24 protein-coding genes are annotated in these 24,041 nt (G+C 68.4%); 15 read left to right on the top strand and 9 right to left on the bottom strand.

Features of this window, described 5'->3' with window-relative positions; genetic code table 11:
* Nucleotides 1–7: 7 nt before the first annotated feature.
* Both KY501_RS22130 and mraZ read right to left on the bottom strand, forming a co-directional pair.
* Nucleotides 8–391, bottom strand: coding sequence for an STAS domain-containing protein (locus KY501_RS22130; protein WP_224365224.1), 384 nt, complete (start codon nucleotides 389–391; stop codon nucleotides 8–10).
* 50 nt (nucleotides 392–441) lie between these two features.
* Nucleotides 442–891 carry a division/cell wall cluster transcriptional repressor MraZ gene (mraZ, locus tag KY501_RS22135; protein WP_224365225.1) on the bottom strand — a complete coding sequence of 150 codons (450 nt, stop codon included), beginning with the start codon at nucleotides 889–891 and terminating at the stop codon, nucleotides 442–444.
* Between the two features lie 316 nt (nucleotides 892–1,207).
* On the opposite strand from mraZ, the gene KY501_RS22140 reads away from it, so the two are divergent.
* The 4 genes from KY501_RS22140 to KY501_RS22155 all read left to right on the top strand — a co-directional run bounded on the left by KY501_RS22140 (nucleotide 1,208) and on the right by KY501_RS22155 (nucleotide 5,214).
* Complete coding sequence (locus KY501_RS22140; protein ID WP_224365226.1) at nucleotides 1,208–1,840, top strand: hypothetical protein; 633 nt, start codon at nucleotides 1,208–1,210, stop codon at nucleotides 1,838–1,840.
* A gap of 106 nt (nucleotides 1,841–1,946) precedes the next feature.
* Nucleotides 1,947–2,666 carry a PilZ domain-containing protein gene (locus KY501_RS22145; protein WP_224365227.1) on the top strand — a complete coding sequence of 240 codons (720 nt, stop codon included), beginning with the start codon at nucleotides 1,947–1,949 and terminating at the stop codon, nucleotides 2,664–2,666.
* A gap of 204 nt (nucleotides 2,667–2,870) precedes the next feature.
* Nucleotides 2,871–3,491 carry a hypothetical protein gene (locus KY501_RS22150; protein ID WP_224365228.1) on the top strand — a complete coding sequence of 207 codons (621 nt, stop codon included), beginning with the start codon at nucleotides 2,871–2,873 and terminating at the stop codon, nucleotides 3,489–3,491.
* 106 nt (nucleotides 3,492–3,597) lie between these two features.
* A complete protein-coding gene (locus KY501_RS22155; protein ID WP_224365229.1) occupies nucleotides 3,598–5,214 on the top strand; it encodes a hypothetical protein in 1,617 nt (538 codons plus the stop codon).
* A 21-nt stretch (nucleotides 5,215–5,235) separates the two neighbouring features.
* Here KY501_RS22155 and KY501_RS22160 read toward each other — a convergent pair whose 3' ends face one another.
* From KY501_RS22160 to KY501_RS22175, 4 genes are all read right to left on the bottom strand, one after another.
* Nucleotides 5,236–6,084: an RNA polymerase sigma-70 factor gene (locus tag KY501_RS22160; RefSeq protein ID WP_224365230.1), complete on the bottom strand. Its 849-nt coding sequence runs from the start codon at nucleotides 6,082–6,084 to the stop codon at nucleotides 5,236–5,238.
* Nucleotides 6,081–7,250 (bottom strand): NAD(P)/FAD-dependent oxidoreductase, encoded by a 1,170-nt coding sequence (locus tag KY501_RS22165; RefSeq protein ID WP_224365231.1) that lies wholly within the window; start codon nucleotides 7,248–7,250, stop codon nucleotides 6,081–6,083. The genes KY501_RS22160 and KY501_RS22165 overlap by 4 nt, the downstream gene beginning before the upstream one ends.
* Before the next feature lie 96 nt (nucleotides 7,251–7,346).
* Nucleotides 7,347–8,156, bottom strand: a complete 810-nt coding sequence (locus tag KY501_RS22170) for a hypothetical protein (protein WP_224365232.1) — start codon at nucleotides 8,154–8,156, stop codon at nucleotides 7,347–7,349.
* Nucleotides 8,153–9,097, bottom strand: a complete 945-nt coding sequence (locus KY501_RS22175) for a phosphatase domain-containing protein (protein ID WP_224365233.1) — start codon at nucleotides 9,095–9,097, stop codon at nucleotides 8,153–8,155. Before KY501_RS22175 ends, KY501_RS22170 begins: the two co-directional genes overlap by 4 nt.
* A gap of 115 nt (nucleotides 9,098–9,212) precedes the next feature.
* On the opposite strand from KY501_RS22175, the gene KY501_RS22180 reads away from it, so the two are divergent.
* From KY501_RS22180 to tesB, 9 genes are all read left to right on the top strand, one after another.
* Entirely contained in the window at nucleotides 9,213–11,462 is a 2,250-nt protein-coding gene (locus KY501_RS22180) for a serine/threonine-protein kinase (RefSeq protein WP_224365234.1), read from the top strand.
* A 136-nt stretch (nucleotides 11,463–11,598) separates the two neighbouring features.
* Entirely contained in the window at nucleotides 11,599–11,805 is a 207-nt protein-coding gene (locus KY501_RS22185) for a hypothetical protein (protein WP_224365235.1), read from the top strand.
* 74 nt (nucleotides 11,806–11,879) lie between these two features.
* On the top strand, nucleotides 11,880–12,836 hold the full coding sequence (locus KY501_RS22190; protein WP_224365236.1) for a CarD family transcriptional regulator: 957 nt from the start codon (nucleotides 11,880–11,882) through the stop codon (nucleotides 12,834–12,836).
* Nucleotides 12,837–12,899: 63 nt separating this feature from the next.
* Nucleotides 12,900–13,412, top strand: a complete 513-nt coding sequence (locus tag KY501_RS22195; RefSeq protein WP_224365237.1) for a zinc metalloprotease — start codon at nucleotides 12,900–12,902, stop codon at nucleotides 13,410–13,412.
* A gap of 246 nt (nucleotides 13,413–13,658) precedes the next feature.
* Nucleotides 13,659–14,552, top strand: a complete 894-nt coding sequence (locus tag KY501_RS22200) for a hypothetical protein (protein WP_224365365.1) — start codon at nucleotides 13,659–13,661, stop codon at nucleotides 14,550–14,552.
* Nucleotides 14,552–16,384: an ArnT family glycosyltransferase gene (locus KY501_RS22205; RefSeq protein ID WP_224365366.1), complete on the top strand. Its 1,833-nt coding sequence runs from the start codon at nucleotides 14,552–14,554 to the stop codon at nucleotides 16,382–16,384. Before KY501_RS22200 ends, KY501_RS22205 begins: the two co-directional genes overlap by 1 nt.
* Nucleotides 16,385–16,498: 114 nt before the next feature.
* Nucleotides 16,499–17,098, top strand: coding sequence for a hypothetical protein (locus tag KY501_RS22210; protein ID WP_224365238.1), 600 nt, complete (start codon nucleotides 16,499–16,501; stop codon nucleotides 17,096–17,098).
* A 125-nt stretch (nucleotides 17,099–17,223) separates the two neighbouring features.
* Entirely contained in the window at nucleotides 17,224–18,423 is a 1,200-nt protein-coding gene (locus KY501_RS22215) for a cytochrome P450 (protein WP_224365239.1), read from the top strand.
* A gap of 13 nt (nucleotides 18,424–18,436) precedes the next feature.
* The gene (tesB, locus tag KY501_RS22220) at nucleotides 18,437–19,303 is read left to right on the top strand and encodes an acyl-CoA thioesterase II (RefSeq protein ID WP_224365240.1); all 867 of its coding nucleotides are present in this window, start codon (nucleotides 18,437–18,439) and stop codon (nucleotides 19,301–19,303) included.
* A 21-nt stretch (nucleotides 19,304–19,324) separates the two neighbouring features.
* Here the strand turns inward: tesB and KY501_RS22225 are convergent, their stop codons facing one another.
* On the bottom strand, nucleotides 19,325–21,004 hold the full coding sequence (locus tag KY501_RS22225) for a metallophosphoesterase family protein (protein WP_224365367.1): 1,680 nt from the start codon (nucleotides 21,002–21,004) through the stop codon (nucleotides 19,325–19,327).
* A 209-nt stretch (nucleotides 21,005–21,213) separates the two neighbouring features.
* Between KY501_RS22225 and KY501_RS22230 the strand changes: the two genes are divergently transcribed.
* Nucleotides 21,214–21,786, top strand: a complete 573-nt coding sequence (locus tag KY501_RS22230) for a TetR/AcrR family transcriptional regulator (protein WP_224365241.1) — start codon at nucleotides 21,214–21,216, stop codon at nucleotides 21,784–21,786.
* Nucleotides 21,787–21,795: 9 nt separating this feature from the next.
* Here the strand turns inward: KY501_RS22230 and KY501_RS22235 are convergent, their stop codons facing one another.
* Nucleotides 21,796–22,230, bottom strand: a complete 435-nt coding sequence (locus KY501_RS22235; RefSeq protein ID WP_224365242.1) for a tautomerase family protein — start codon at nucleotides 22,228–22,230, stop codon at nucleotides 21,796–21,798.
* Between the two features lie 194 nt (nucleotides 22,231–22,424).
* Here KY501_RS22235 and KY501_RS22240 point away from each other — a divergent pair, with 194 nt between their 5' ends.
* Nucleotides 22,425–23,216, top strand: coding sequence for an alpha/beta fold hydrolase (locus tag KY501_RS22240; protein WP_224365243.1), 792 nt, complete (start codon nucleotides 22,425–22,427; stop codon nucleotides 23,214–23,216).
* Here KY501_RS22240 and KY501_RS22245 read toward each other — a convergent pair.
* Entirely contained in the window at nucleotides 23,202–23,990 is a 789-nt protein-coding gene (locus KY501_RS22245) for an alpha/beta hydrolase (protein WP_224365244.1), read from the bottom strand. The genes KY501_RS22240 and KY501_RS22245 overlap by 15 nt on opposite strands.
* Between the last annotated feature and the right edge of the window lie 51 nt (nucleotides 23,991–24,041).

Below are 24,041 nucleotides of genomic sequence, written 5' to 3' on the forward strand. Positions count from 1 at the left end.
CCTGGCGCTAGACGAAGGGAGCCCGCATGAGGGCGAACGCCGCCCGGGCATCGTTCATATGCGGGTACACCTCGAACCGATCGTGTGCCCCCGCGGCCCGGAAGATGGCGGAGATATAAGGAGACAGGCCGGACAGCTTGATGTCCCCACCGGCGCGGCGGAACGCCTCGCTGCGCGCCATCAGCGGCCGAACACCGCGGTAGTCCAGGTGCCCCACCTCGGAGAAGTCCACCACCATCTGGCGCATGCCCCGCTGCAGCCGCTGCGTGAGCTCCTCGCACACCCGCGCCAGATCCTGCTCGCCCAGCTCCCCCTCGAGCATGAGCGTCTCCACCCGGTCGCCACTGGCGACCGCCGTGAATGCCCGCCTCGCCTCCGATACCTGATTCATACATCTCCCTACAATCTTGGGTGTGTTTCCGGAATCCGTCGAGAAACTGGCTACTGCCGCAGCTCTGAGAGCACGCGGGCGACATCCGCCGAGTCGGCCGCGGCCCGGGCGTCTTCCTGGGCCTTGGCCCAACCGGCGCGGCTCCACAGTTCGATGACCTTCACCATCCCCACCCACACCACTTCCTTCTCCAGCCCCGCGTGCGCGCGCAGCGCGGGGGGCACCAGGACGCGGCCCATCTTGTCCAGCGGGCACTCCTGGGCACTGGCCACGTAGAGCCGCATCAACGTCTTCACCCCTGGCTCCATGGGGTTGCGCTTGCCCAGCGCCGTCTCGAGCGCCTCCCACTCGCGCACCGGGTACGCGTGGAGGCACGGATCAAGCGCGGTAGTGAGGATGAGGCGCTCGTCATACGCGCCCGCCAGCGTCTCCCGCAGCCTCGCAGGGAGGCTGGTCCGCCCCTTCGCGTCGATCTGGTGCTCATAGACGCCACGGAACACGTGGAGCGCTTCCCCTCAGGAGCGTGCCACCGCCCCACCACGGCACGGGATTTCCCGCCACTCCTTCCCACTCCTTGCCACCGCGGCGCGGAAAATACGCGCGGCTTCCCACCGGGTCAAGAAATGCAACAGGCATGGATCGGCCCTGCCTGGCGGCCTGGGGCGCGCATCTAAGGGGGAGTGCGCATTGCTCGCCCGTTCAGGGCTCTGCTAAGTCCGCGAGGCCTTCCCCATGGGGGGAAGCCGCTCGTCCTCGCCGGGAGGACGGGCCGCATGGGAGGGCGCCTGGCGCCCGTCCCTTTTGGAGGCTCAGCACATGTTCCGCTTTGTTCGTTCCTCGCTCCTCGCTGCCGCGACCACCGCTCTCGTTGCCTGTGGAGGCGGCGACGGCGCCAAGCTCGGTGGTGGCAAGGAGGGCGCCGCCAAGGCCCTGTTCTCGGCCAGCCAGCCCGCGGGCATGGGAGGCCAGAAGAACGGCCAGTCCCTGATGCGGCAGATGGCCGCCGGCGCCGCCACGGGCGCCCTGGAGTTCAGCGTCGACTGCGCCAAGGGCGGCTCGGTCACGCTCAAGCTGGACCTGACGACCACGGGCAACCAGGCCGGCTCGTTCAAGTACGACACCGAGTACAAGGACTGCACCCAGGACGGCGTCAACAGCTTCGACGGCAAGCTCACGCTGGAGTACAGCATCGAGGCCTCGCAGACCTCGGTCGATCTGGCCATGCGCCTGAAGGGGAAGCTCGAGATCAGCGGCGACATCGACGACTACCTCGACGCCGACATCACCGAGACCTTCTCCGCCACGGACACCGGCGCCACCTCGGGCACCGTGCGCCTCACGCTCGATGGCACCATCAAGACGTCCCAGGGCAGCTACACCTACGCCAACGAGTCGCTCTCCATCACCCTGGATGGCGGCCTCCCGGCGGACGACAGCGGCAAGTCGTGATCACCCTGGCGTAACGGGTGAAACATGGAAAGGCCGGGCTACCCGTGAGGGAGGCCCGGCCTTGTCTTTTTCGCTCCCCCGCCCGACCATAGGGGTGAGCCCGCGCATGCAGATCTCTCCGCACGATTCCAGTGTTCGCCTGAAGGTGAGCTACAAGACTCCCGAGGCGCTCATCGACGAGTACACCCGGAGTGTCGGACAGGGGAGCGTCACCCTCGAGACGCGCCGCAGCCTGTCGCGCGGCACGCGCTTCGTCTTCGAGATGCAGGCCGAGGGTGTGGCGCAGCCTGTGGAAGTGGTGGGCGAGGTGGTGAACGTGTCGCCGCGGCCCGGTGGGCGCTACCACCTGACGGTGAAGTACGCGACGGACGTGGATCGCGCGGCGCTGGATGCGGTGCTGCAGCGCATCTTCGCGCAGGAGCAGGAGAAGATGCGGCGCTACCCGCGCGTGCCGCTGAACGTGCGGGCCATCGAGGCCACGCCCTTCTCTCCGGCGTTCTACGTGCGGGACATCTCTCGCGGTGGCGTCGGCATGGAGGTGGATGCGCAATCGCTGCCGGCCATCGTGAAGGTGGGCACGCCGTTCCTGCTGGAGATGGAGCTGGCGCCGGGTCCGCTGCTGCTGCCGGGCGAGGTGGTGTGGACGTCCACGGCCTTCCGGGCGCACTCTCCGGTGACGCCCATCTTCGGTGTCTCGTTCCGGGAGAACCTTCCCGCGGACACGGCCCAGCGGCTGGAAGCGCTGCTGGGACTGGACGCCCTGCCCCCCGGACCGTGGTGGGCGCGCGTCAGCTTCGGTCAGGAAGCGCTGACCCGCATTCCCTGAGCGCCGCGCTCTTCCTCTGAGCCACGCTGCGTACTCCCCGGGGGGACTGGGCGGAGTGCGTCTCGGCGCGAGATACCTCGCTGCCGTGAGGCCACGCGCATTGCAACGGTGTTGCCTATCGAGCGCCGGCATGAACTGGAGAAAAGAGGGGACTCGACTTTCCAGGGAATGCCAGTAATTTGCGCCGCCCGACGAGGACACACCATGAACGGCACGCATCGAGCGCACCTGTCCGCCATCACCGTCGCGGCGCTGTCCGCCTCGTCCGCCGTGGCGGGAACCGCCACCGTCTCGGACGGCTTCGAGGCCGTGGGCCGAATGGAGTACACGAACGAGCGCGCTCACCTCGGTTCCACGAGCCTCAAGTCGGATCCGGCCTCGGACGCTCGGAAGCGGGGCGCGGCGAACACCTTCTTCACGGGCGTCGCGGACGGAGAAGTCTCCCTCTGGTTCTACGACGACATGGGAGGCTGCTCGAACAACGTCTCCAAGAGCCAGGTGGCCTTCATCCAGACAGGAGCTGGGGGCGCGTCCACCGCGATGCTCGGCGTCATCACCAACAACTCGCCGTGCAACTACAGCCGCCGCGTCGGGACGACGTACGCCACCACCAACATCGCCCGCAGCCTGGGCTGGCATGAGTACCGCTTCGCCTGGAGCGGCAGCTCGCTGACGCTCTCCATCGACGGGCAGGTGGCCTTCAATGGCGGCTACCCCTTCCTGCCCGACTCCATCAGCTACGGAGACGTGTGGGCGGAGACCGTGTGGACGGGCATCGGCGCTGGTTGGTACGACGACGTGAGCATCCGCCTTACCACGCCGTAAGGCTTCGGACTGGCTCTAGCCACTGCGTTGCACATACAGTCCGCCCCCTCCGCTGGAGGCGCGATGCGTCACGGCGGGGTTTCAACGCAAGAGGGGGTACTACTTCATGGATTCAACACCACACGCTCGCAGGCGATCCTCGCCTGCGCCCTGGATTCTCACCGCGGCCCTGACCGTCGGGGTGCTGGGCTGCAGTGACGACGAGCCCAAGTGCAAGGATGAGCCGGTCAAGACCTGCGTTCCGCCGGACGATGGCGGCACGGGCGACGCGGGCACGCCGGACTCCGGTACGCCGGACGCCAGCATTTTCGATCCCAACACGCAGGTGCTCCTGACGCAGATCGACGTCTACCACACGCGCAATGGCATCCAGTCCTCGCCCTACAACTTCAACACCGCCTCCACACAACTGGTCCCCAAGGACGGCGGGACCGCCATTACGGGCACCATCGTCGAACCCGGCCGTCTCCGCTTCGATGCTCCGCCGGGCAGCTACCTGGTGAAGAACGTCGCCAACTACTACTCCATCTCGTGGCGCTCGGTGGACATCAGCGCTCGGCGCTACGGCGTGCCGGGCCGGGGCAGCGTGTTCTTCCAGACGCCCACCCCCACGAGCTTCAACCTCACCGGGCTCGAGCCGACCCCGGATCCGCTCTCGCCCACCGCATCCACGCTGCGCTTCCACTCACTGGACATCGAGGAGAGCGGCTCCTTCGACCTTCAGCAGCAACTGGGCGACGGGCAGACCTCGCTCGTGACGACGGATGCCCAGTACTGGTCGGACTACGGGAAAGTCCCTCGGTTCGATCCGGCCCGGGGAGACAGTGCCTGGGTGGTCCAGACCGTGGAGCGCGATGCGGGCGTCGAGGGGGACGGCGGCACCCCCTCGCTCTACACGTCGCTGACGCGCGCGGCAGACCTGAATCCCTTCGCGTTCGACGGCGGCACGCTCTCCGTCCAGGCCGCCCTGCAGCCGGCGCCCCAGCAGACCGTGCGCTTCGACTGGCGCCGCGATGAGTTCAACGCGCTGCGCATCGCGTCCGCGAGCTCGCCTTTCACCTCCGGGCAGGTCGAGGTGTATCCCGCGCTCAAGACAGCCCAGGACGGGTGGATCGACTACTCCCCCAGCCCCATGCTGTCCTATTCGGCTCAGCCCCGCGACGCGCAGACGCCGCGGGTGAAGGAGCTCGCCTATGGCAATCCCTACCCCGCTACCTGGGATGCGATCGCCATGTTCACCAGCACCTACGCCTTCGACGTCACGAACCCTGATGGGAGCAGGACCTACCGGGCCAGCGAGAGCTTCGCCTCGACCGAAGCCGTGAGCGATCTGGCAACCACGCCGGTCCGTCCCCGCATCTCGCTGCCGAGGAACTTCAAGGTGGACGGGATTGCCGCAACCACTCCGCAGCTCCTGGGCTCGGCCACGCCGCTGGTGACGTGGGATCCCCCCGAGCTGGGGACCCCGACGAGCTACACGCTGGCGATCTACAGTCTCGAACCGAGCAACGACTTCCTCAGGCCCGTGACCCGTTTCTACCTGGGCCCTGACGACCGCAGTGTGAGCGTGCCTCCCGGAATCCTCACACCGGGCAAGGACTATCACCTGCAGCTCACGGCTCAGACCTCGCCTGGAGGGCTGCGCCCGGAGCGGGTGTGGTTCACCCTCGTCGTGCCCCTCTCCGGCGCCACGACTTCCAGCGCGCTGTTCCGGGTGCAGTAACGCGCGGAGCCAGCCCGGGGTTCACACCCGGGCGAGCTTCTCCGGATTGAGGATCGAGCGGATGGCGTGGATGTGCTCGCCATCCGTCTCGAAGGTCATGACATCGAAGACCGCGCCGTTGACCCGGAACACCAGCGCGGGCCACCCGTTGAACTCGGCGAACTCCGGCTTGAGATCGAAGGGGACCTTCTTCATCAACCCGAGGAACAGGCGGGCCACGGCGTCGGCTCCCCGGACGGGGTTGAGCGACGCCCCCCGGACCTTGCCGCCACCATCGGCCCAGCTCGTCACGTCATGCGCGAGCAGGCGCTTGAGCCCGTCCAGGTCCCCGCTGAGGCAGGCGGACATGAAGCCCGTCACCAACCGCTCATGGGACTCCTTGGAGGGAGCGAAACGCGGCCGCCGCGCCCGGATGTGCTCGCGGGCCCGGTGCAGGCTCTGGCGGCAGGCGGCCTCCTCCTTGCCGACCATCTCGGAGACCTCGGAGTGGCTGTAGCCGAACACCTCGTGCAGCAAGTACACGGCGCGCTCCACGGGCGACAGGCTCTCGAGCAGCACCAGGAACGCGAGCGAGATGGACTCGGGATCCACCGGTGTGTCCGCCGTACGCATGGGCTCGGGGAGCCACGGGCCGACATACTCCTCGCGAGTGGCCTGAGCGCTCTTGAGGCGATCGAGGCACAGCCGGGTCACCACGGTGGAGAGGAACGCCCGCTCCGAGCGCACCTCCTCGCGGGGTGTGTCCTGCCAACGCAGCCAGGCCTCCTGGACGATGTCCTCGGCCTCGGCGACCGAGCCGAGCATCCGGTAGGCGATGGCGATCATCGCGGGCCGATGGGCTTCGAACGATTCCAGGGCTCCGTCGTTCATGCCGCCAGTGTCCCCTGCTGCGAGGCGACAGGCGAGAGCTTCCGGCCCGTCTTCCGCCAGGCAACGATGTTCAGGCCCATGCGCTCGAACCGCAGGGACGTGACCACGAAACGGCAGACCTGCTCCTTGAGCCAGGCGCCCATGCGGCCGCGGAGCAACCAGGGCGTCGGCGAGCCATCCAGGCGGTAGGGCTGGAGCAGCCCGTCACGGCGGCCCAGGCTGATGCAGAAGGCCGTGTCCACATAGTCGAAGGGCAGCGGATCCTCTCCTCGCGAGAGCCGTGCGAGGTTCTCGGCGACCTGGACTCCCATGGGAATGGCGGTCTTGCAGCCCATGAGCATGTGGGAAGGCGGCTCGACGAGCGCAGCGGCGTCCCCAATGCCGTGGATGTTCTCGTGGCCGATGACGCGCAGGCACGGATCCACCAGGAGCTGTCCGCGTGAATTCACGGGCAGCCCGGACTGACGCACCAGTTCGGGGACGACGAAGCCACCGGCCCACAGGCACGCATCGAAGGGCAGGCTGCGATCCGCGAGTTCGACGGAGCCGGCCTGGATCCGCCGCACCTGCCCCTTCTGAACGGTGACGCCGAGCCGGCGGAGGGCTTCGTACAGGTGCGTGCGTCCGGCCTCCGAGAGATTCTCTCCCAGCTCTCCGGAGGAGAGCAGCGTGACCTGGAGGCCCGGGTGGGCCTCGGCGAGCTCGGTTGCGCCTTCGATCCCCGTGAGCCCTCCGCCGATGACGAGCAGCCGTCCACCCCGCGCAGCGATGGACGGCAGGCGCGCGGCGAGCTCTCCCGCCGAAGCAGCATCCAGCGTGAAGGCGTGCTCACGGACTCCCGGCACACTGTCCACGTCCACCCGGGAGCCGATTGCCACCACCAACTGCTCGAAGGCGAGCCGCTCGTCGCCCAGGTAGAGGGAGCCTCGAGGGTCGATGCGGGTGACCCGGCCGATCTTCAGCGTGACACCAGAGCCCGCGAGCAGCTCCGCGAGCCCATGCTTCCCCAGATCCTGCCCGGCCGCCTGCTGGTGCAACCGGATGCGATCCACGAGGGACGGGCTCGCGCTCACCAGCGTGATGGAATCCTGCCCGCGCGTGCGCCGCGCGAGCCGAAGTGCACAGATGACGCCTGCATAACCGCCGCCCAGGATGACGATGCGCATGATGACCTCTCCTTGTTTTTCGCCCGGGAGACGAGCCAGCGCGCGCAGGCGTGACAGGGGTAATCAGGAACCGGAAACCCCTTGGATTTCAGCCCCTTAGCCCCCGTCCAAACGCCGGGGAGGATTGGGATAGATGAGGCAGAGCGCATCGAAGAGGGGCTCGCCCGGCGCGGTGTAGATGCCACTGAGGGCCCGAGCCGCCTGCGCCACCTCCGTGCCGAACGAGGGCACCAGGCAGATGTCCTCCGCCGTCTTGAACCGGCCCTTCAGGCGCTCCAGCCCCCTGCGCAGCGTGGCGATGTCCTGCTTGCCCCCTCGCACGGGCACGGAGGGCCCATTGGGGTCTCCTCCCGGCAGCTTGCCCACACTCGTGGTCAACTCGAAGCCATCCGAGCGCTGGATGATGCGCAGCTTGCCCGGAGCCACCTCCGCCAGCCACGCGCGGAAGCCATCCTCGTCCCGCAGCACGAGCCGGTAGGCCACCTCCGCGTCCGGGTGCTTCAGCCACACCTCGCCCGCCGAGTCCCTCAGCGCCTCGAGCAGCTCCGACGACTGCGCGAAGAAGGTGTCCGCATCCGGCACCACGAGCACCGCCTTGCCCTGGATGCGCTCCACCAGCCGCGCGAGCTCTCCGGGATGGACCGGCGTGAAGCGCTCGCTCCCGAGTTGGACGGACTCTCCCGCCAGTTCCAGCCGCAGCGCCTTCGCGGGGACCTCCGAGCCGTACACCTCCGCGGCCTTGACGCGGAACACCGCGTCATCCGCCACGCCCGCATCCGTGGGCTCGGCCACGAGCGGAGCCAGCGGTGCGGGGGCCAGGGATGTAAGCGGTGGGGCCGGCTTCTCCTCCTTGCACCCTACCCCTCCCAACACCACCAGGAGCAGCCCCGGCCCGAGCCGCCTCATGGAACCGTCTGCTCCGCCGTGGGCATCTTCGACGGGAACGCCGCAGCCACACACTCCGCGTTGGCCAGCCCGCTCTTCGAGGCGTGCTCGGCGGCCTCGCTCGCATCGTGGAAGAGGACCATGTCTTGGAAGCGGCTGGCATTCTCCGTCCGGCCCGCGTCGCGGATGTAGATAGCCTTCACCCGCCCGGGGAACTCCTCACGGATCTGCGCATACACCTCCGGATCCTTCTCCCCTGAGTCTCCTACCAGCACTACCGGCTGTGAAAATTGCTGCAGCAACCGTCGAATGACGGGCTGCTTGTAATTGGAGAGAGTTCCCGGTCCCAGGTCCCTCAAGTACAACCCGAGCGGGGGAAAGCCATGCCGACCCAGGAACGAGGAGATGCGCGGCACGAACTGCACCGGCGAGCCGCTCACCAGCGCGAAGGATGGAGATGTGGGCGCCTTCAGGCATCCATAGAAAGCGGCCATCCCTGGCACCACCGCCTGCGTGTCCGAGTCCTTGAGGAAGGCCGACTCCACCAGCTTCGCCTTGTTGACGACCTGCGTAACAGCGATCGTGTCGTCGAAGTCCGAGATGACGAGAAACGGTGTAGTGTCCGCGACGACCTCGACGCGGGCCTGAGCGCTGACGCCCGCCACCTTGGCCTCGGCCAGGGCGAATCCCGCCCGGAAGGTGGAGCCCGGGGCCGGTGGCAGGGTCACCTCGAAGTTCCCATCATGCCCGCTCGTCACGATGGCAGTGACGCCCTGAAAGGAGACCTCCACCTTGGCTCCCTCCCAGTTGGGAGCGGTGAGGCGGCGCAGGTTGCGCGAGAGCACGGAGCTGCCTTGGGAGGGCGCTTCCTTCAGCACACGGCCCTGCAGAATCACCCCGTCGCCCTTCCCGAGCGCCGGGAAAAGCAAGACGGCCGGCCCCGCCAGCGTACGGGAGGCCATGAGCAGGAGGGCAACTGCAAGAAAGCGGGCAGGCGAGTTCAACGATGATCTCTCAGGGCAGGTCAGACAGATCTGCATGATAGCTTCTGGCGGCTCCTCATGAGGACATGCAGTGATGCAAGCGCTGCAAGGGGCCTGCCCGAAAGGAGCCAAGACGAACGTGCAGCTGTCGGCCGAGGGCCATGAGTTCGGCAAGTACCTGCTGCTCGACCGCATCGCGGTGGGCGGGATGTCGGAGCTCTATCTCGCGCGCATGACGGCCGCGGCGGGTGTCACCAAGCAGGTGGTCATCAAGAAGATCCTACCGCACTACGCCGACAACGCCTCCTTCGTCTCCATGTTCATCAACGAGGCGCGCATCGCGGTGGGGCTGAACCACGGCAACATCGCCCACGTGTTCGACTTCGGCGAGGTGGACGGCGAGTTCTACCTGGCCATGGAGTGGGTGCACGGCCAGCCGCTGTCCACGGTGCTGCGCCGCGCGCGAGAGAAGGACCTGGAGGCGCTGCCGGTGCCGCTGGCGCTGCTGGCCGCCACGCAGATGCTCCAAGGCCTGGCGTACGCGCATAACCGGCTGGATGACAGCGGGCGCCCGCTCAACATCGTCCACCGGGACGTCAGCCCGCAGAACGTGCTGCTGGGCTACGAGGGCCAGGTGAAGTTGGTGGACTTCGGCATCGCCCGGGCGCGGCTGGCCAGCCGGATGGATGCCGCGGCCACGGCGACCCAGGGCAAGTACCTCTACTTCGCGCCGGAGCAGGCCCAGGGCCGCGAGCTGGATGCGCGTGCGGACATCTTCGCCGCGGGCGTGGTGCTGTACGAGATGCTCTGTGGGAGGCTCCCCTGGCAGGGCGAGCGGATGGAGGTGCTCCAGCGCATCGCCCGGGGTGACTTCCCTTCCCCGCGCACCCTCAACCCGCGCGTGCCCCCGGAGCTGGAGCGCATCCTGCTCACCGCGATGGCGGTGGATCGCGATCGGCGCTACCCCTCGGCGGAGGCCTTTGGCGAGGCGCTCGGGACGTACCTGCACACGGCCCTGCCGGACTTTCCGCCCAGCGCCCTGGCCCACTTCATGGGCTACCTCTTCGAGTCCGAGCTGGTGGCCGAAGGGCGTCCGGTGCGGCTGCCGCCAGACTTCCTGAGCCAGCTGGACCTGTGGAGCAAGGAACTGCCGCAGGAGCCCGTGCGGCTGCGCGCGCCCTCGTATGTGCGACTCCCCGCGGCATCACCGCCCCCGGAGGAGCTGCCGGAGCCTCCGCGCAGGTGGCTGTCTCCCCTGTCCTGGGTGCTGTTCGGCGCACCGGTGCTGGCGGCGCTGCTGGCCGCCGTGCTGATCGTCTCGGACGAGACCGACAAGACGTTCTCTGTGGAGCTCACCTCCACGCCCCAGGGCGCCTCTGTCTGGGTGGACGGACAGCTGCTGATGGACCACACGCCCACGCTCATCCCCCTCTCGGTGGACCGCGAACACCTGATCGAGGTGCACGCCATCGGCATGGAGTCCTGGAGCCAGCGTGTCCGGGCGGATGAGGGCGCCACCCTGGCCGTCCGCGCCGAGCTGCTCCCCGCCCGCCCGCGTACGGCCGCCCAGTCCCGTGCGGGCACCTCCGCCCAGGCTTCGGCTTCCCAGGTGCCCCTCGAGGGCCGCTTCCCACTGCAGGCCTTCGAGCTGAGGCCCTCGCAGCACACCATCCTGGTGCCACCCTCGGGCGCGGCGCGCCTGCGGCTGGATCCCTCGCGCACGTACTCGCTGAGCAGCGAGGACACAGTGGGAGCAAGTTCCAGCGCCGGTGGCGCCCTCGGCACGGTCGTCTACTTCCTGGAGGGAGGCCCAGGACTGCCGGCGCGGGCCTCCTTCGGCCTGCTGGGGCCCGAGGAACTGCAGGTCAGCAACGCGTTCGCGCTCTACCTCTTCGTGCCAGAACAGCCTCGGCAGGGCAGCTCGGGCAGCCTCCGGGTGCACGTGCGGGAGACGCGCAGCGGCACCGGCGCCACCGTCATGGTCGACGCACGGCAGCATGCGCTCACCCCGCGTCCCGATCAGAGCTTTACCCTGCACGGCCTGGATGCCGGCACCACCTACGAGGTCCGCCTCCGAGACACCGCCCGCCCCGCGCGGACCCGGGGCGTCCAGGGCGAGGCCGTGGGCCGGGTCCTCGTCCTTCAGGACGGAGGCTGCGGCGCCCAGGCCGGCGGGCCCTGGAAGCGCGGCGCGGCCCGGATCGTCGAAACCGGCCGCCCCACCCGCTTCGCCGGGGTGTCCTCGCTGCGCTTCACCTTCCCGGACGATGACCTGGAGGACAATGCGGGCGCACTCTCGGTGGAGGTGGTCCCGGTGGCCGGTACCCGGCCCTCGGGCTGCTGAGGGCGCCCCCGAGCCCGTGTGGCTCCCTGTAGCAATCTGGAGCATCTTGTAGCCGAAAAATTGATCAACCGAGCGTCTTCCCTACCCTGTGGCTCACAGGAAGCCCGCCCCGGCGGGCGAGACAGGGAGGACGCACATGAAGAAGTGGCTCACGCTCATGGTGTTCGGCGCGGCGGTGGTGGCGACGGTGGGGCTGTCTTCGCGGGTGTCGGCCCAGCCGGAGCACGAGCTGACGGACGCCGAGATCGACGCCCGGGTGGATGCGCGGCTGCAGGAAGTCATGCGCACCACGGTGCTGGCGGGCCAACGTTCGGAAACGCGCACCGCGGCGCTCAGCCGGTAATCTCGTAGCGTCCGGCGCCGCTCGGTGCTACGACCGGCGCTTGCGCGCTTGCTGCTCTCGCTCACGAGGGGGACATGCCAGAAGGACTCCAGCTCGCGGTCGGTGACCGGGTGGTGTACCCCAACCAGGGGGTCTGCCTCGTCTCGGCCATCGATGTGAAGGAGGTGGCCGGTCAGAAGCTGACCTTCGTCACCATGCGCCGTGAAGAAGATGGTGCCGTGGTGATGGTGCCGCAGGCCAAGGTGCAGACCATTGGCGTGCGCAAGGTGGCTACGCCCGAGGAGGTGGAACAGATCTACTCGTTCCTCCGCTCGGACAGTGACAAGGCCGACCTCGATTGGAAGCAGCGGGCCCGCACGAACCTGGACCGGATGACGCAGGGCGGAATCCTGGGTCTGGCCGAGGTGGTGAAGGGCCTGCAGGTGCTCAGTGAATTGCGGCCGCTGCCCACCAAGGAGCGCGAGCTGTACGACAACGCCCGGCACCTGCTGGTGTCCGAGGTGTCCGCCGCGCTGAACATCCCCGAGGTCAACGCCGAGGACTCGATCGACATCGTCCTCTTCCCGCCCGGCCGCGAGCGCCCCAAGCGCACGGTGGCCGAGTTCAAGCCGCGCGGGGAGGACGACGAGGATCTGGGGCTGGACGGCGGGTTGCTGGGGCTGGACGGCGAGCTGGATCTGCCCCCGGATGAAGAGGAGGCACCGCCCGAGGAGGAGGAGTCCTCTGGCGAAGAGGCGGAGGCCTCCGGCGAGGACGAGGAGGAGGCGCCCAAGGCGGCTCGCAAGAAGACCGCGAAGGCGGAGGGCGAGCCGGACGAGGGCGCGGAGGGAGCGGAGGGCGAGCCTCCGAAGCGCAAGCGGGGCCGTCCGCCCAAGCCGAAGCCCGAGGGTGAGGCCGCGGCGGCGCCAGCGGTGCCGAAGAAGCGAGGCCGTCCGCCCAAGCCGAAGCCCGAGGGTGAGGCCGCGGCGCCGGCGGCTCCGAAGAAGCGGGGCCGTCCGCCGAAGAAGAAGCCCGAGGGAGAGACCGAGTAGTCGAGCCGGCTCCGCGGCGGGCGAGTCCCGCCGGGCGAGGGCCCTGCGCCGAGGTGATGCTCCGTGATTCGCGTGGTGACGCTGGACTCGTACGATGAGAAGCAGTTGGCGAAGTTCAGCCGGACGCTCTACACGGCGTTCGGCGTGGGCAGCGAGCACTCGGGCCAGGTGGATTTGCCCTCGGGCCTGCCCGAGCCGCTGGACGCCGAGAAGGTGCTGGACGCGGTGAAGGGCGTGCGGGCGTACAAGGACGACAAGGTGCTGTACCTGACGACCCGGAAGCTGAAGGAGCGCGAGCTGCCGAGCGGCACGGCGCCGACGCAGGGCTTCTCGCGGTTCGGCAAGGACAAGGCGATCATCACCAGCGCCGGGTTCAAGGACCTGGAGGTGGGGTTCAAGCCGGTGGCGCGGCATGCTCTGCACCAGTTGGGGCACCTGTGGGAGCTGCACCACTGTCTGGATCCGCGCTGTTCGATGTACCCGCCCTGGACGCCGTCGTTCGGAGCGGGTGAGCCCAGCTTCTGCACCTTCTGCCGCGAGAAGAGCGAGCAGAAGATCCGCCTCGCGAAGTCCTAGTGTCCTGGTTCCCCGAGCTGCCCTGAGCCAGACGAATCATCGGACCGCAACGCCCACGGACTGATGATCGCGAGCGGGGCGGCTCCGTCCCAACCTGTCATCCAAGCATACAGGTTCGTCCCGAGCGCGCCCCGACAGAACCCGGCCCCCGAGCATCGAGGGGCTGATAAGGTCCCGCGCGTCTTGAACGAGAACAGTGCCCACAGGCCGCTCCTGCGAGCGCTCCCTCTGGTCGAGTTGGGAGTGATGGTGCTCGTCGCGCTGCTGTGCCTCCTCTTCTACGCACGGCTGCCGGGACGGTTCGCCTCCGAGGCGGACTATCGCGCCGTGAGCGAGCGGCTCCGGGCGGAGCTGCGTCCGGGGGATGCGGTGCTGCTCTTCCCCTGGTGGACGGAGCGGGCGCGGCTGTACCTGCCGCCGGAGGCGCCGGTGTACGGCTACTTCGGCTCGGACCGGGCCGACCTGAACGCGCACCCGCGAATCTGGGTGCTGGGCGAGCCTCAGCTGCCAAACGCCGACGAGTCGGACTTCCTGAAGGCCTTCCAGCCCTACCGGGTCGCGGTGGGGCAGCCCTTCCACGCGGGGAACCTGACGCTGGCGCTGTACACGAATGGCCGCTACCGGCCGCACCGCTTCGTGGCCTCCGAGTCATATGCCAGCGCCCGCGTCTACTTGGAGTCTCCCGACGGCACGCGGCGGCCGTGCCCCTTCGATGGGCGGGTGCACCGCTGCCCCGGGCCGCCCCACCTCTACGTGGCTCCCGAGTGGCATGAGATCTACTACGAGCCACGCCACTGCCTGTGGATGCACCCGCCCGGCGGCAAGGACCGGCTGGTGGCCGAGTTCGACAACGTCCCGGGCGGCACGGGGCTGCGAATCGAGGGCGGCATCATCTTCGAGTACCCCTACGGACGCCCCCACCTGAGCACCATCCACATGGGCGTGGACGATGCGCGCAGCGGCGAGCGGCTGCTGGACGTGGTGGTTCCTCAAGGGGTACCGGGTGTGCAGATCGCGGAGCACGCACTGCCTCCGGGCGAGCCCCGCACGGTGAAGATCTGGTCCCAGGCGGACAACGCCGAGCTGCGCCAGCTGTGCCTGGACGTGTTCGCGCTCGGCCCCGCGGGAGGGAATCCGTGATGCTGGGGCGGGCACCCACGAGGGACGAGCGGCGCATCGCCTGGGGCCTATGGGTGCTGGCCTTCGTGGCGCTCTTCCTCACCGAGCGGGCCGTGGGCTTCGTGCGAGACGAGGGCATCTACTTCGCCTCCTCCGAGAGCTACGCGAACTGGTTCCGGCTGCTCTTCCACTCGCCCTCGGTGGCGATGACGGACTCGGCCATCGTCCGAGCGTGGGACGTCAACCACGAGCACCCGGTGCTGATGAAGGAGCTGTACGGGCTGTCGCACCTGCTGTTCCACCGGGCACTGGGATGGCTCCGTCCCGCCACGGCGCTCCGGCTGCCAGCGCTGGGGATGGCCGCTCTGGTGCCAGCGCTGACGTTCCTGCTGGGCAGCGCCGTCTACGGCCGGGCCGTGGGGCTCTTCGCCGCGCTCTCCTTCCTGCTCGTGCCGCGCCACTTCTTCAACGCCGAGCTGGCGGCCTTCGACATGCCGGTGGCGGCGATGTGGCTGCTGGTCATCTACTCCTTCTGGCGAGCCATGGAGGATCGCCGCTGGGGAGTGTGGTGCGGGGTGGCGTTCGGACTGGCCATCGCCACCAAGCACAACGCGCTCTTCATGCCCTTCGTGCTCGTGCCGTTCGCCCTGTGGCGCGCGTGGAAGGAGAGCAAGGCCTCAACCGAGGCGCGCGAGTGGGCCTGGCGCTTCGTGGGCCTCTTCGCGGCGGTGACGGTTCTGTACGTGCTGCTCTTCGTGGCGCTCGGACAGGCGGGTTTCCAGAAACGGTTCATCCCCCTGAGCCCGCACACGCTGCTCTTCGTGGGACTGGCCGGGTGCGCCTTCTGGGTGCTGCGGGAGCTGTACCGTGTGAGCGAGCCGACGGCGCGGGCGCTGATCCCCATCGCCACCATGGCCCTCTTCGGGCCGGTCATCTTCTACCTGCACTGGCCCTACCTCTGGCACCACCCGGTGGACCGCGTGGCGTGGTACCTGAACTTCCACGCCACGCACGAGCACTACGCCTGGTTCTACCTGGGCGACGTCATGCGAGCCCCGCCTTTCCCGCTGTCCTACGTGGTGGTGAAGACAGCGCTCACGGTGCCCACGAGCCTCTTCGTCCCCATGGCGCTGGGCTGGCTCATCGTGGTGGGCCGAGGGCTGCTGAGCCTCTCGGAGCGCACGCGCGCCTGGGTGAGCCGCCCCACCACCACCGAGGCGCTGGTGGCGGCGAACGCGGCGTTCTCCATCCTCATCATCAGCCACCCGCAGGTGCCGCACTTCGGCGGGGTGAAGCACTGGCTGCCGTCGATGCCCTTCCTGGGCCTGCTCGCGGGCACGGAGGTGGTGCGCGGCTGCACGGCCCTGGCCGAGCGCCTGCGAGTCCGCCGCCCCACCCTGCCCTCCGCGGCGGTGGCGGCGCCGGTGTTCGCGCTGCTCATGGCGCCAGCGCTCATCGGCCTGGTGCGCGTGTTCCCCTATGGGACGGCGTTCTACTCGGAGCTGGCGGGAGGCATCTCCGGTGCGGCGTCGCTGGGCATGCAGCGCCAGTTCTGGTCCAGCCACGTGACGAGCGTGCTGCCGTGGATCAACGAGCACGCCAGGCCCGGCGCGCGCGTCTACCTGCACGAGGTGACGGGCTACTCGTTCCAGCACTACCAACAGAACGGGATGCTGCGGCCGGACCTGCAACTGGTGTGGAGCCCCTTCGACGCGGACATCGTCGCGTACCAGTACCACCAGGAGTTCCGCGAGCAGGAGTTCAACATCTGGCAGGCGTTCGGCACGCGGACTCCGGTGACGGGGCTCTACCTGGACGAGACGCCTCAAATCGTCGTCTATCAGCGCCCATGAGCGACGCGCGCACTGCGTCAAAGTCCTCCAGCGGACGAACCTTCCTCCCTGGAGCGCAACGGGCAAGCTAGGCTGGCCGGGCAGAAGGAAGTTCCACGCCACAGGGAGGGACATATGACGCGGTGGCCATGGGCCGTGGCAGCGTTGGCGCTGGGAGCTGGATGTAACAAGGGCAACGAGGGAGCGCCCACGCGTGCGCAGGTCCGCAAGGTGAGCGGCGCCACGATGGAGGTCGTCCCCAGCGACGGGCAACTGCCCTACTGCCTGCTCTACACGGTGTCGCAGAAGGGCATCATCCGGCAGCTCACGATGACGCGGGAGAACCGCTCCATCAAATGCGATGCGGGCAAGCCCATCGCGAACTCGAGCTTCCGTGTGCCGCTCCAGGAAGGGCCGGTCAAGGTCTACGTCTTCTTCTCGGATCAGCGCATCCAAGCGGGCTCGGTGGCACAGCAGCTCTTCGAGCTCCAGGGCCGCGACCGCGTGACGGGCATGGACTTCCGGCTGCCGGGCCAGGCCTTCGTGGAGATGCTGGAGTTCACCCCCGAGGAGGGAGGCGCCCCCGTCACCGGAGGCGTGGTGAGCTCCGGAGGCGAGGTGGCTCCCGGCTCTCCCGAGGCCACCCCGCCCGAGGACGGCCAGACCGAGGTGATGATGGGCGGCGCTCCCACGGACACCGATGGCGGCACTCCCGCTGGGGACGCGGGGCCCTGACCCTGTCCCAAGGACCGGTTGCGAACCTGTCCAACAAGCATACAGGTTCGCAACGGTCGCGCCCGGAGGGGGCTCGGGGAACCAAGTGTTGTCGGCATGACACTGCTTGAAGTCTGATGAGCGTCATGGACGCTCCTTCCTCGCTCACACCCGACGTGCTCGGCGCCCCTGAGGGGATTGCCAACCCCTACCCTGCGTACCGAGCCTTTCGGGGTCCCAACCCCGTGCGCTACCTGCGCCTGCCGGCCGGCCCGCTCACGGGAAGGACCGAGCCCTTGTACGCCTGGGCGCTGATGCGCCACGCGGACGTGCTCGCCGCCATCCGAGATCCGGCGACCTTCTCCTCGCAGACGCCTCAGGTGCTCAAGACGATCCCCAAGCTGGCACTGCTCCACGATGACCCGCCCCACCACACCCACCTGCGGCGGCTCGTGAGCAAGGTGTTCAGCCCGCAGCGGATCGCCTCTCTCTCCGACTGGATCAGCCGCATTGCGTTCGAGCTGCTCGACTCCATGGGCAAGGGCTCGGCGGAGTTCATGTCCGCCTATGCCGTTCCCCTCCCCATGCGCGTCATCGCCACGATGCTGGGCGTGCCGGACCAGGACTACCCCTCCTTCAAGCTCTGGTCGGAGGCCGTGGTCTCCTACGCCGGAATGCCGGCGGAGGAGCGCGCGCGGAAGACCCAGGAGATGATGGCCTACCTGGGCCAGGCGATCGCCGAGCGCCGCAAGCAGCCGAGGGAGGACCTCATCTCCGCCCTCACGGTGGCCGATGTCGAAGGGGCCGCCCTGTCGGATGCCGAGATTCGCAGCTTCGTCGCCGTGCTGCTCATCGCCGGCAACGAAACGACCACCAACCTCATCGGCAACATGATGGCCATCCTCGCCGACCGCCCGGAGCTCTGGCGCCAGGCCCGCGAGGACCGCTCGCGCGTGGAGCCCATCATCGAAGAGGTGCTGCGCTACGAGAGCCCCGTGCAGCGCCTGCCCCGGGTGACGACACGGCCCGTGCGCATCGGAGACGTGGACATCCGCGAGGGCGAACTCGTGGACATCGTCTACGGCGCCGCGAACCGGGACCCAGCCGTCTTCGAGGATCCCGACACGTTCCGGCCCGAGCGCCCCACCAACCACCAGCACCTGGGCTTCGGGCTCGGCACCCATTACTGCCTGGGCGCGCCGCTGGCCCGGCTCGAGGCGCGCATCACTCTGAGTGCGTTTCTCGATCGATTCGCCACGCTGGAGCGAGGCGTGGAGCCTGGGGTGAGACAGCGCGCCGCGCAGGTGAGCTTCGGCTATAAGGCGCTGCCCCTCGTGCTGGGCTGAAGGTGATACATCGATGAGTCGTGTGTTGAATGATCTGCTGGCGCTCCTCGAGTTGGAACCCATCGAGGAGAACCTGTTCCGCGGCCGCAGCCAGGATCTCGGCTACCGGCAGTTGTTCGGAGGCCAGGTGCTAGGCCAGGCGCTGTCCGCGGCCAGCAAGACGGTCGAGCCCTCGCGCCACGTGCACTCGCTGCACGGCTACTTCCTGCGTCCCGGCGATGCCGGCATGCCCGTGGTCTACACCGTGGACCGCGTGCGCGACGGAGGCAGCTTCAGCACCCGGCGCGTGGTGGCCATCCAAAAGGGCCAGCCCATCTTCACCGGGATGGCCTCCTTCCACGGCGAGGAGCCGGGGTTCACCCACCAGGCCACCATGCCCCAGGTGGCCGGCCCCGAGGGGCTCCCCTCGGACATCGAGCTGCTGAGCCGCAATGCCCACCGGCTCGCTGAGCGGGTGCGCGAGAAGCTCCTGGGCGAGAAGCCCATCGAGATGCGTCCGGTCAACTACATGGACCCGTTCGCACGTCAGCCGGCCGAGCCCGTCAAGCACATCTGGTTCCGTGCCAACGGCGACCTCCCGGAGGATCCGCAGGTCCACCGCTACCTGCTGGCCTACGCCTCGGACTTCAGCCTCATCTCCACCGCCGTGCTGCCACACGGCCACAGCATCCTGCAGCCCGAGTTGCAGATCGCCAGCCTGGACCACGCGCTCTGGATCCACGGGGACCTGCGCATGAGCGACTGGCACCTGTACTCCATGGAGAGCCCCTGGTCCGGCAATGCGCGAGGGCTGGCGAACGGGCGCATCTTCACGCGCGACGGCCGGCTGGTGGCCTCCGTCACGCAAGAGGGGCTGACCCGCATCCGGCAGCCGAAGTGAGCCCCAGCCTCCCGCACGGGCTCAGGTGATCCGCAGGGGCTCTTCGATGAGCGCGGGCTCGGTGGCCTTCGAGTCATCGGGCTCGAAGGCCGGTGCGTAGGGACCCGCGTGCGTCTGCTTCCACTTGCGGGGCACACGCTCGACGCCCACGGGGAAGATGGTCAGGCTGCCATCCGGATCGATGCGCAGGCGCAGGAAGTTCTTCCAGTCCGGCGAGGCCAGTCCTCCAAAGGCCTCGTTGGAGTGGGCCATGAAGCCGTTGACGCTCACCAGCATGTAGATGCCCACCACGAGAGGCCCGACCAGGTAGCCTCCCAGGAAGGTGAACAGCACGTTCAGCAGGAACCGGCCGGCCAGATGGAACCAGCCTCCCGTGCACGTCAGCCCATCCGCCGCCAGTTCCGGACAGACTCCCAGCACGCTGACCACGAAGTAGCTGGCGCCCCAGGCACACAAGAACGCGCCCACGATGTGGCCCAATCCGTGGAGAGCACCGGCCAGCAGCCTCCACCGACCGAAGGCTGCATCCGCGGAGACCGCGAGCCCGCCCATGGTGGCCACCCCCATCACCATCGTCAGCGGCCGGAGCACCATGGCCTGCCCCACGGCGCCCAACACATCGAGGATCCGTGACAGCCCCATGTGGCCGACCTCCGCGTAGGCCGCCAGTGCCAGCAGCAGGTACAGCGTCCCTGTCATCAGCCCGAACAGCGGGCTGTAGCGCAGGATCCACAGGTTGTTCCACGCCAACCGCCGGGACGTCTTCTCGTCCGGAAAGCTCTTCTTCAGCACGTAGCCGTCCAGCAATTCCTTTGCCGGAGGCGCGTGGGTGGGGTGCAGGAAGGCGCCTCCTCCTCCGGCGGTGATCTTCTGCTTCCCCTCGGAATCCTCGTGCCTGCGGTAGTGGTGAAGATCCCCCGCGATGAAGACGCTGATGCGCTTGCCCAGCACCTTCTCCTGCAGGTACTCGAGGTTGCTCTCCAGGTAGCCGCGGCGGCGCTTCGTCGCGGTGGCACTGATCCACGCGGGCTCGGCGTTGCACAGGATGACGCGATCCTTCGGACCCATCAGCGCCGCCACCGCACGGAAGTACTCCACCTGCGGCACGTCGATGTCGCTGTTGAGCTGCACGTCCGTGCCCAGCAGCCACCAGCCCTGCGGCAGCTTCAGCGCGAAGTAGCTGCGGCTCTGCCGCGTGCGCCGGCCCGCCACCCAGCGGTGGGCGCAGAACAGGCGCATGAATGAGGCCAGCCCGTCATACCAGTCATGGTTGCCCGGGATGACGAACAGGTCCGGGCTCGGAGGGTGCGAGCGGCGCATGGCCGACTCGTAGGGATAGATGAGCCGCTCCTCGTACGTCTCGCGGCTGGCTCCCGGGTACACCTCGTCTCCACCGAAGATGAGCACGCGGCCTCGCGGGGTGACGTATCGGGTGCCACCCTTCGTGCCCACCTCCAGCGTCGGCAGCGCCAGCAACCGGGCGATGCAGTAGGTGGAATCCCAGCCGTCTCCGGTGTCGGCCACGTAGTCCATCCAGAAGCTGCCCTCTCCGTCCTCCACCTGCGAGTAGTCGAAGTAGGGCTCCTGGGGCCGCACCACGGACTCGACCAGCCGCTGATCGGCGCGCACGCCGAACACGGCCGAGACGATCGCATCCAGGCTGGTGCGCATGAGTTGCGCGGGGTGGAACCACCGCACCATGCCCAGATGGCGCTGGGGTTTCGTGGCGGTACCGCTCTCCGGAGTCGTCACAGGAGCTTCAACGTCACCCAGCCTTGCCCCCGGGTCAACTCCCTGGCAGGTCGGCTGACCTCCGTCCACCCGGCCCTCCTGGAGCTCCCAGCGGGTAGGCATTGACGGGGGCGTCATCCTGCATGACGATCGTCATCCACGTCAGGAGCGATTCACGGATGGGCCATTCCAAGGCAGAGAAGGACGAGAGCCACGAGCGCATCGTGCGGGTGGCTGCATCCCGGTTCCGCGAGGCTGGTGTCGATGGCATCGGCGTGGCCGACCTCATGAAGGAAGCCGGGCTGACCCACGGCGGCTTCTACCGGCACTTCGATTCTCGCGACCAGTTGGTGGCCGAAGCGATCGAGCGCGCGCTGAAGGACGGGGGACGGGCCGTGGAGGCCGTGGAGCAGATCAAGCAGGCCCCGCTGGCCAGGCTGGTGGATGGCTACCTGAGCACTGCCCACCGCGATGGGCTGGCGACGAGCTGTGCCGTCACGACCCTGGCGGGCGACGTGGCCCGCAGCAACGACCGGGCACGGTCCGCCTACACTCGGCAGGTCGGCACGTACCTGGATCTGCTCACCCGGTTGATCGCAGGCGAGTCGCAGAAAGAGAAGAGGACGAAGGCCATCGCCGCGCTGTCCGCGTTGGTCGGCGCGGTGTCGCTGGCCCGGGCGGTGAACGACGAAAAGCTCTCCCGGGAGATCCTCAAGTCCGCCGCTGAGGAGTTGAAGGCCCAGTTGGAATGAGCCGGCCGACTACTTCGCGGCCCGAGCCTTGGCGGCCAGCTCAGCGAACTCCTCCCGCCCAAAGGCGGTACCGGAAATTCCCCAGCCCCCTTCGGCGGCCTCGGTCAGCAGCACCCACGTGCGGCTGGCCTGGGTCGAATCACCGGAGAGCTTCGTGACGATCTCCGTGGCTTCCTTGACGAGCTGCTTCTGGCCCTGACGGGACAACGATGCCGGAGGAGTCACCACCTGAATGCGCACGGTGCGAGCCGCGGCGGTAGCTGCTGTCTGCACCGCCGAGGACGGCAGGCGGTGGATGTACACGGCGGTGTTGTGAAGGTGGAAGGGCCCGGGAGCTGCCACTCCTTCCGCGCGAAGAACGGCCAGGGTGAGCTCCTCGCCGAGCTGCCGATCGGCGCCAGCGGGGAAGAGGTCAGCTGCTGCGTACACGTCGATCATCGGCATGGCGAGGCTCCTTGGAGCAGAAGAGAAGGCGGATCATCTGGATGACAATCATCATCCAGACCGAAGGATGATGACGATCATCATCCTCCCTGTCAAGCACACGGCTCCCGGTGCGAGGCGCAGGAGCCCTCGTCAGCTGGACCTCTATCGGGTTGGGTGCTAACGGCTCCCGGATGGCCAATGAATCGACTCCGATGACATCGACGCGCACCGCGCAACTGCGTCCCGAGCTGTCGATCCTGCTGACAGAGGCCGGTACCGGCCGCACCGCACTCGTCCTGCACGGGGGAGGTGGACCCATCACCGTGCAGAGCCTCAGCGAGCACCTTGCCCGAACCTTCCACGTGCTCAGCCCAACCCATCCGGGGTGGAACGGCACCTTGAGGCCCGAGTCTCTCACCCGCATCGGAGACCTCGCGGACGCCTACCTTCAGCTCCTCGAAGCCGAGGGCCTTCGGGATGTCCTCGTCGTCGGCTCCTCGATCGGCGGATGGCTCGCCTCCGAGATGGCGCTCCGCGACAGTAAAGGCCTCATCAGCGGGCTCGTGCTGATCAACTCGGTGGGTGTCGCGATCGAAGGGCAGCCGATCCGCAACCTCTTCACCCTGACCCCTCGCGCTATCGCCGAGCACGCCTACCACGATGCGGACCGCTTCTACGTCGATCCCGCCACGGTCCCTCCGGAGCAGAAGGCCCGGCAGCAGGCGAACATGGCGACCTTGAGAGTCATCGCGGGCGACCCCTACATGCACGACCCGGCGCTCCTGGAGCGGCTCGGGCAGGTCCGCGTCCCCGTCCTCGTGCTCTGGGGCGAAAGCGACCGCATCGTCACTCCGGATTATGGACGCGCACTCGCACGGGCCTTTCCGAATGCCCGCTTCGAGCTCATCCCGCGCGCCGGCCACCTGCCGCAGCTCGAACAGCCCCAGAGCACGTTCGCGGCGATCGATGGCTACGTCGCATCCCTCCCCTCACCGCGGACCTGACCTGCCTGGGCGAGGCCCGCGCCGGAACATGAAGCGCAACGCACGGGGCAGCCGCCTTCGCCACGCCTGTGCGTTGTGGTCCGCCGGAGGATCCGGCCGCCACCACAACTGGCTTCGCGAGTAGCCGCGAGAGCGAAGTTCCTCGGCAAGGGCTGCGGCGGGTGGAAGCATCCGGCCCTCGGCTTCTCGGCCCCCGCAGTCGATGTAGATGCGGCTGAACGAGGGGCGCGCACGGCGGCGCAGTGACTCGAAGATGGCGAAATGGGCCACCCAGCAACTGGGCGACAGAGAGAGCGCTCCGCCAAAGAGGTGCGGGAACGCGAAGTGAGCATGGAGGGCAAGCAGTCCTCCCCAGGAGCTTCCGCCCACCACGGCCCCAAGCGCTCCCTCCGGAAGCAGGAAGCGCTGGCGCGTGCGAGGCACCACTTCCTGGGTCACCCAGTCGAGGAAGGCGTCGGCACGTCCGCCACGGCCATCGGTGGGCCAGGGCGTCAGCTCGTCTTCGCGTTCGGACCAGGACGCGCCGCTGGGGATGGCCACCACCAACGGCGCCACGTTCCAGCGCCGGTCGAGCCCGTCCACGGCCCGGTGAACGAACCAGCCCTCATCCTGCCCCGGAGGCCCGTCGAAGACGTTCTGGCCGTCGAAGAGGAAGAGGGCCGGGGTGGGCACCTGCGGCTCGAAGCCGGGGGGCACGAAGACGCGCACCTCCCGGCCCGCGAAGCCCGGTGGCTCCATCCAGCCCAGCGATTCGAAGTGACCGGTGTCTGGCACGGAACCCTCTGACGAACAGTGAAGGAGGCCTGCCGGGCGCGGCCTGGCCCA

The sequence above is a fragment of the Hyalangium versicolor genome, from assembly GCF_020103695.1.
Taxonomy (GTDB): domain Bacteria; phylum Myxococcota; class Myxococcia; order Myxococcales; family Myxococcaceae; genus Hyalangium; species Hyalangium versicolor.

What these genes read in the sequence shown, in the direction of transcription:
- KY501_RS22230 (WP_224365241.1), top strand. Translation starts at nt 21,214, where the DNA reads ATGGGCCATTCCAAGGCAGAGAAGGACGAGAGCCACGAGCGCATCGTG.
- KY501_RS22235 (WP_224365242.1), bottom strand. Translation starts at nt 22,230, where the DNA reads ATGCCGATGATCGACGTGTACGCAGCAGCTGACCTCTTCCCCGCTGGC.
- KY501_RS22180 (WP_224365234.1), top strand. Translation starts at nt 9,213, where the DNA reads ATGCAAGCGCTGCAAGGGGCCTGCCCGAAAGGAGCCAAGACGAACGTG.
- KY501_RS22170 (WP_224365232.1), bottom strand. Translation starts at nt 8,156, where the DNA reads ATGAGGCGGCTCGGGCCGGGGCTGCTCCTGGTGGTGTTGGGAGGGGTA.
- KY501_RS22155 (WP_224365229.1), top strand. Translation starts at nt 3,598, where the DNA reads ATGGATTCAACACCACACGCTCGCAGGCGATCCTCGCCTGCGCCCTGG.
- KY501_RS22225 (WP_224365367.1), bottom strand. Translation starts at nt 21,004, where the DNA reads ATGGTGCGGTGGTTCCACCCCGCGCAACTCATGCGCACCAGCCTGGAT.
- KY501_RS22210 (WP_224365238.1), top strand. Translation starts at nt 16,499, where the DNA reads ATGACGCGGTGGCCATGGGCCGTGGCAGCGTTGGCGCTGGGAGCTGGA.
- KY501_RS22150 (WP_224365228.1), top strand. Translation starts at nt 2,871, where the DNA reads ATGAACGGCACGCATCGAGCGCACCTGTCCGCCATCACCGTCGCGGCG.
- tesB (WP_224365240.1), top strand. Translation starts at nt 18,437, where the DNA reads ATGAGTCGTGTGTTGAATGATCTGCTGGCGCTCCTCGAGTTGGAACCC.
- KY501_RS22130 (WP_224365224.1), bottom strand. Translation starts at nt 391, where the DNA reads ATGAATCAGGTATCGGAGGCGAGGCGGGCATTCACGGCGGTCGCCAGT.
- KY501_RS22140 (WP_224365226.1), top strand. Translation starts at nt 1,208, where the DNA reads ATGTTCCGCTTTGTTCGTTCCTCGCTCCTCGCTGCCGCGACCACCGCT.
- KY501_RS22145 (WP_224365227.1), top strand. Translation starts at nt 1,947, where the DNA reads ATGCAGATCTCTCCGCACGATTCCAGTGTTCGCCTGAAGGTGAGCTAC.
- KY501_RS22160 (WP_224365230.1), bottom strand. Translation starts at nt 6,084, where the DNA reads ATGAACGACGGAGCCCTGGAATCGTTCGAAGCCCATCGGCCCGCGATG.
- KY501_RS22215 (WP_224365239.1), top strand. Translation starts at nt 17,224, where the DNA reads ATGGACGCTCCTTCCTCGCTCACACCCGACGTGCTCGGCGCCCCTGAG.
- KY501_RS22200 (WP_224365365.1), top strand. Translation starts at nt 13,659, where the DNA reads ATGGTGCTCGTCGCGCTGCTGTGCCTCCTCTTCTACGCACGGCTGCCG.
- KY501_RS22190 (WP_224365236.1), top strand. Translation starts at nt 11,880, where the DNA reads ATGCCAGAAGGACTCCAGCTCGCGGTCGGTGACCGGGTGGTGTACCCC.
- KY501_RS22240 (WP_224365243.1), top strand. Translation starts at nt 22,425, where the DNA reads ATGACATCGACGCGCACCGCGCAACTGCGTCCCGAGCTGTCGATCCTG.
- KY501_RS22205 (WP_224365366.1), top strand. Translation starts at nt 14,552, where the DNA reads ATGCTGGGGCGGGCACCCACGAGGGACGAGCGGCGCATCGCCTGGGGC.
- KY501_RS22175 (WP_224365233.1), bottom strand. Translation starts at nt 9,097, where the DNA reads ATGGCCTCCCGTACGCTGGCGGGGCCGGCCGTCTTGCTTTTCCCGGCG.
- KY501_RS22165 (WP_224365231.1), bottom strand. Translation starts at nt 7,250, where the DNA reads ATGCGCATCGTCATCCTGGGCGGCGGTTATGCAGGCGTCATCTGTGCA.
- KY501_RS22185 (WP_224365235.1), top strand. Translation starts at nt 11,599, where the DNA reads ATGAAGAAGTGGCTCACGCTCATGGTGTTCGGCGCGGCGGTGGTGGCG.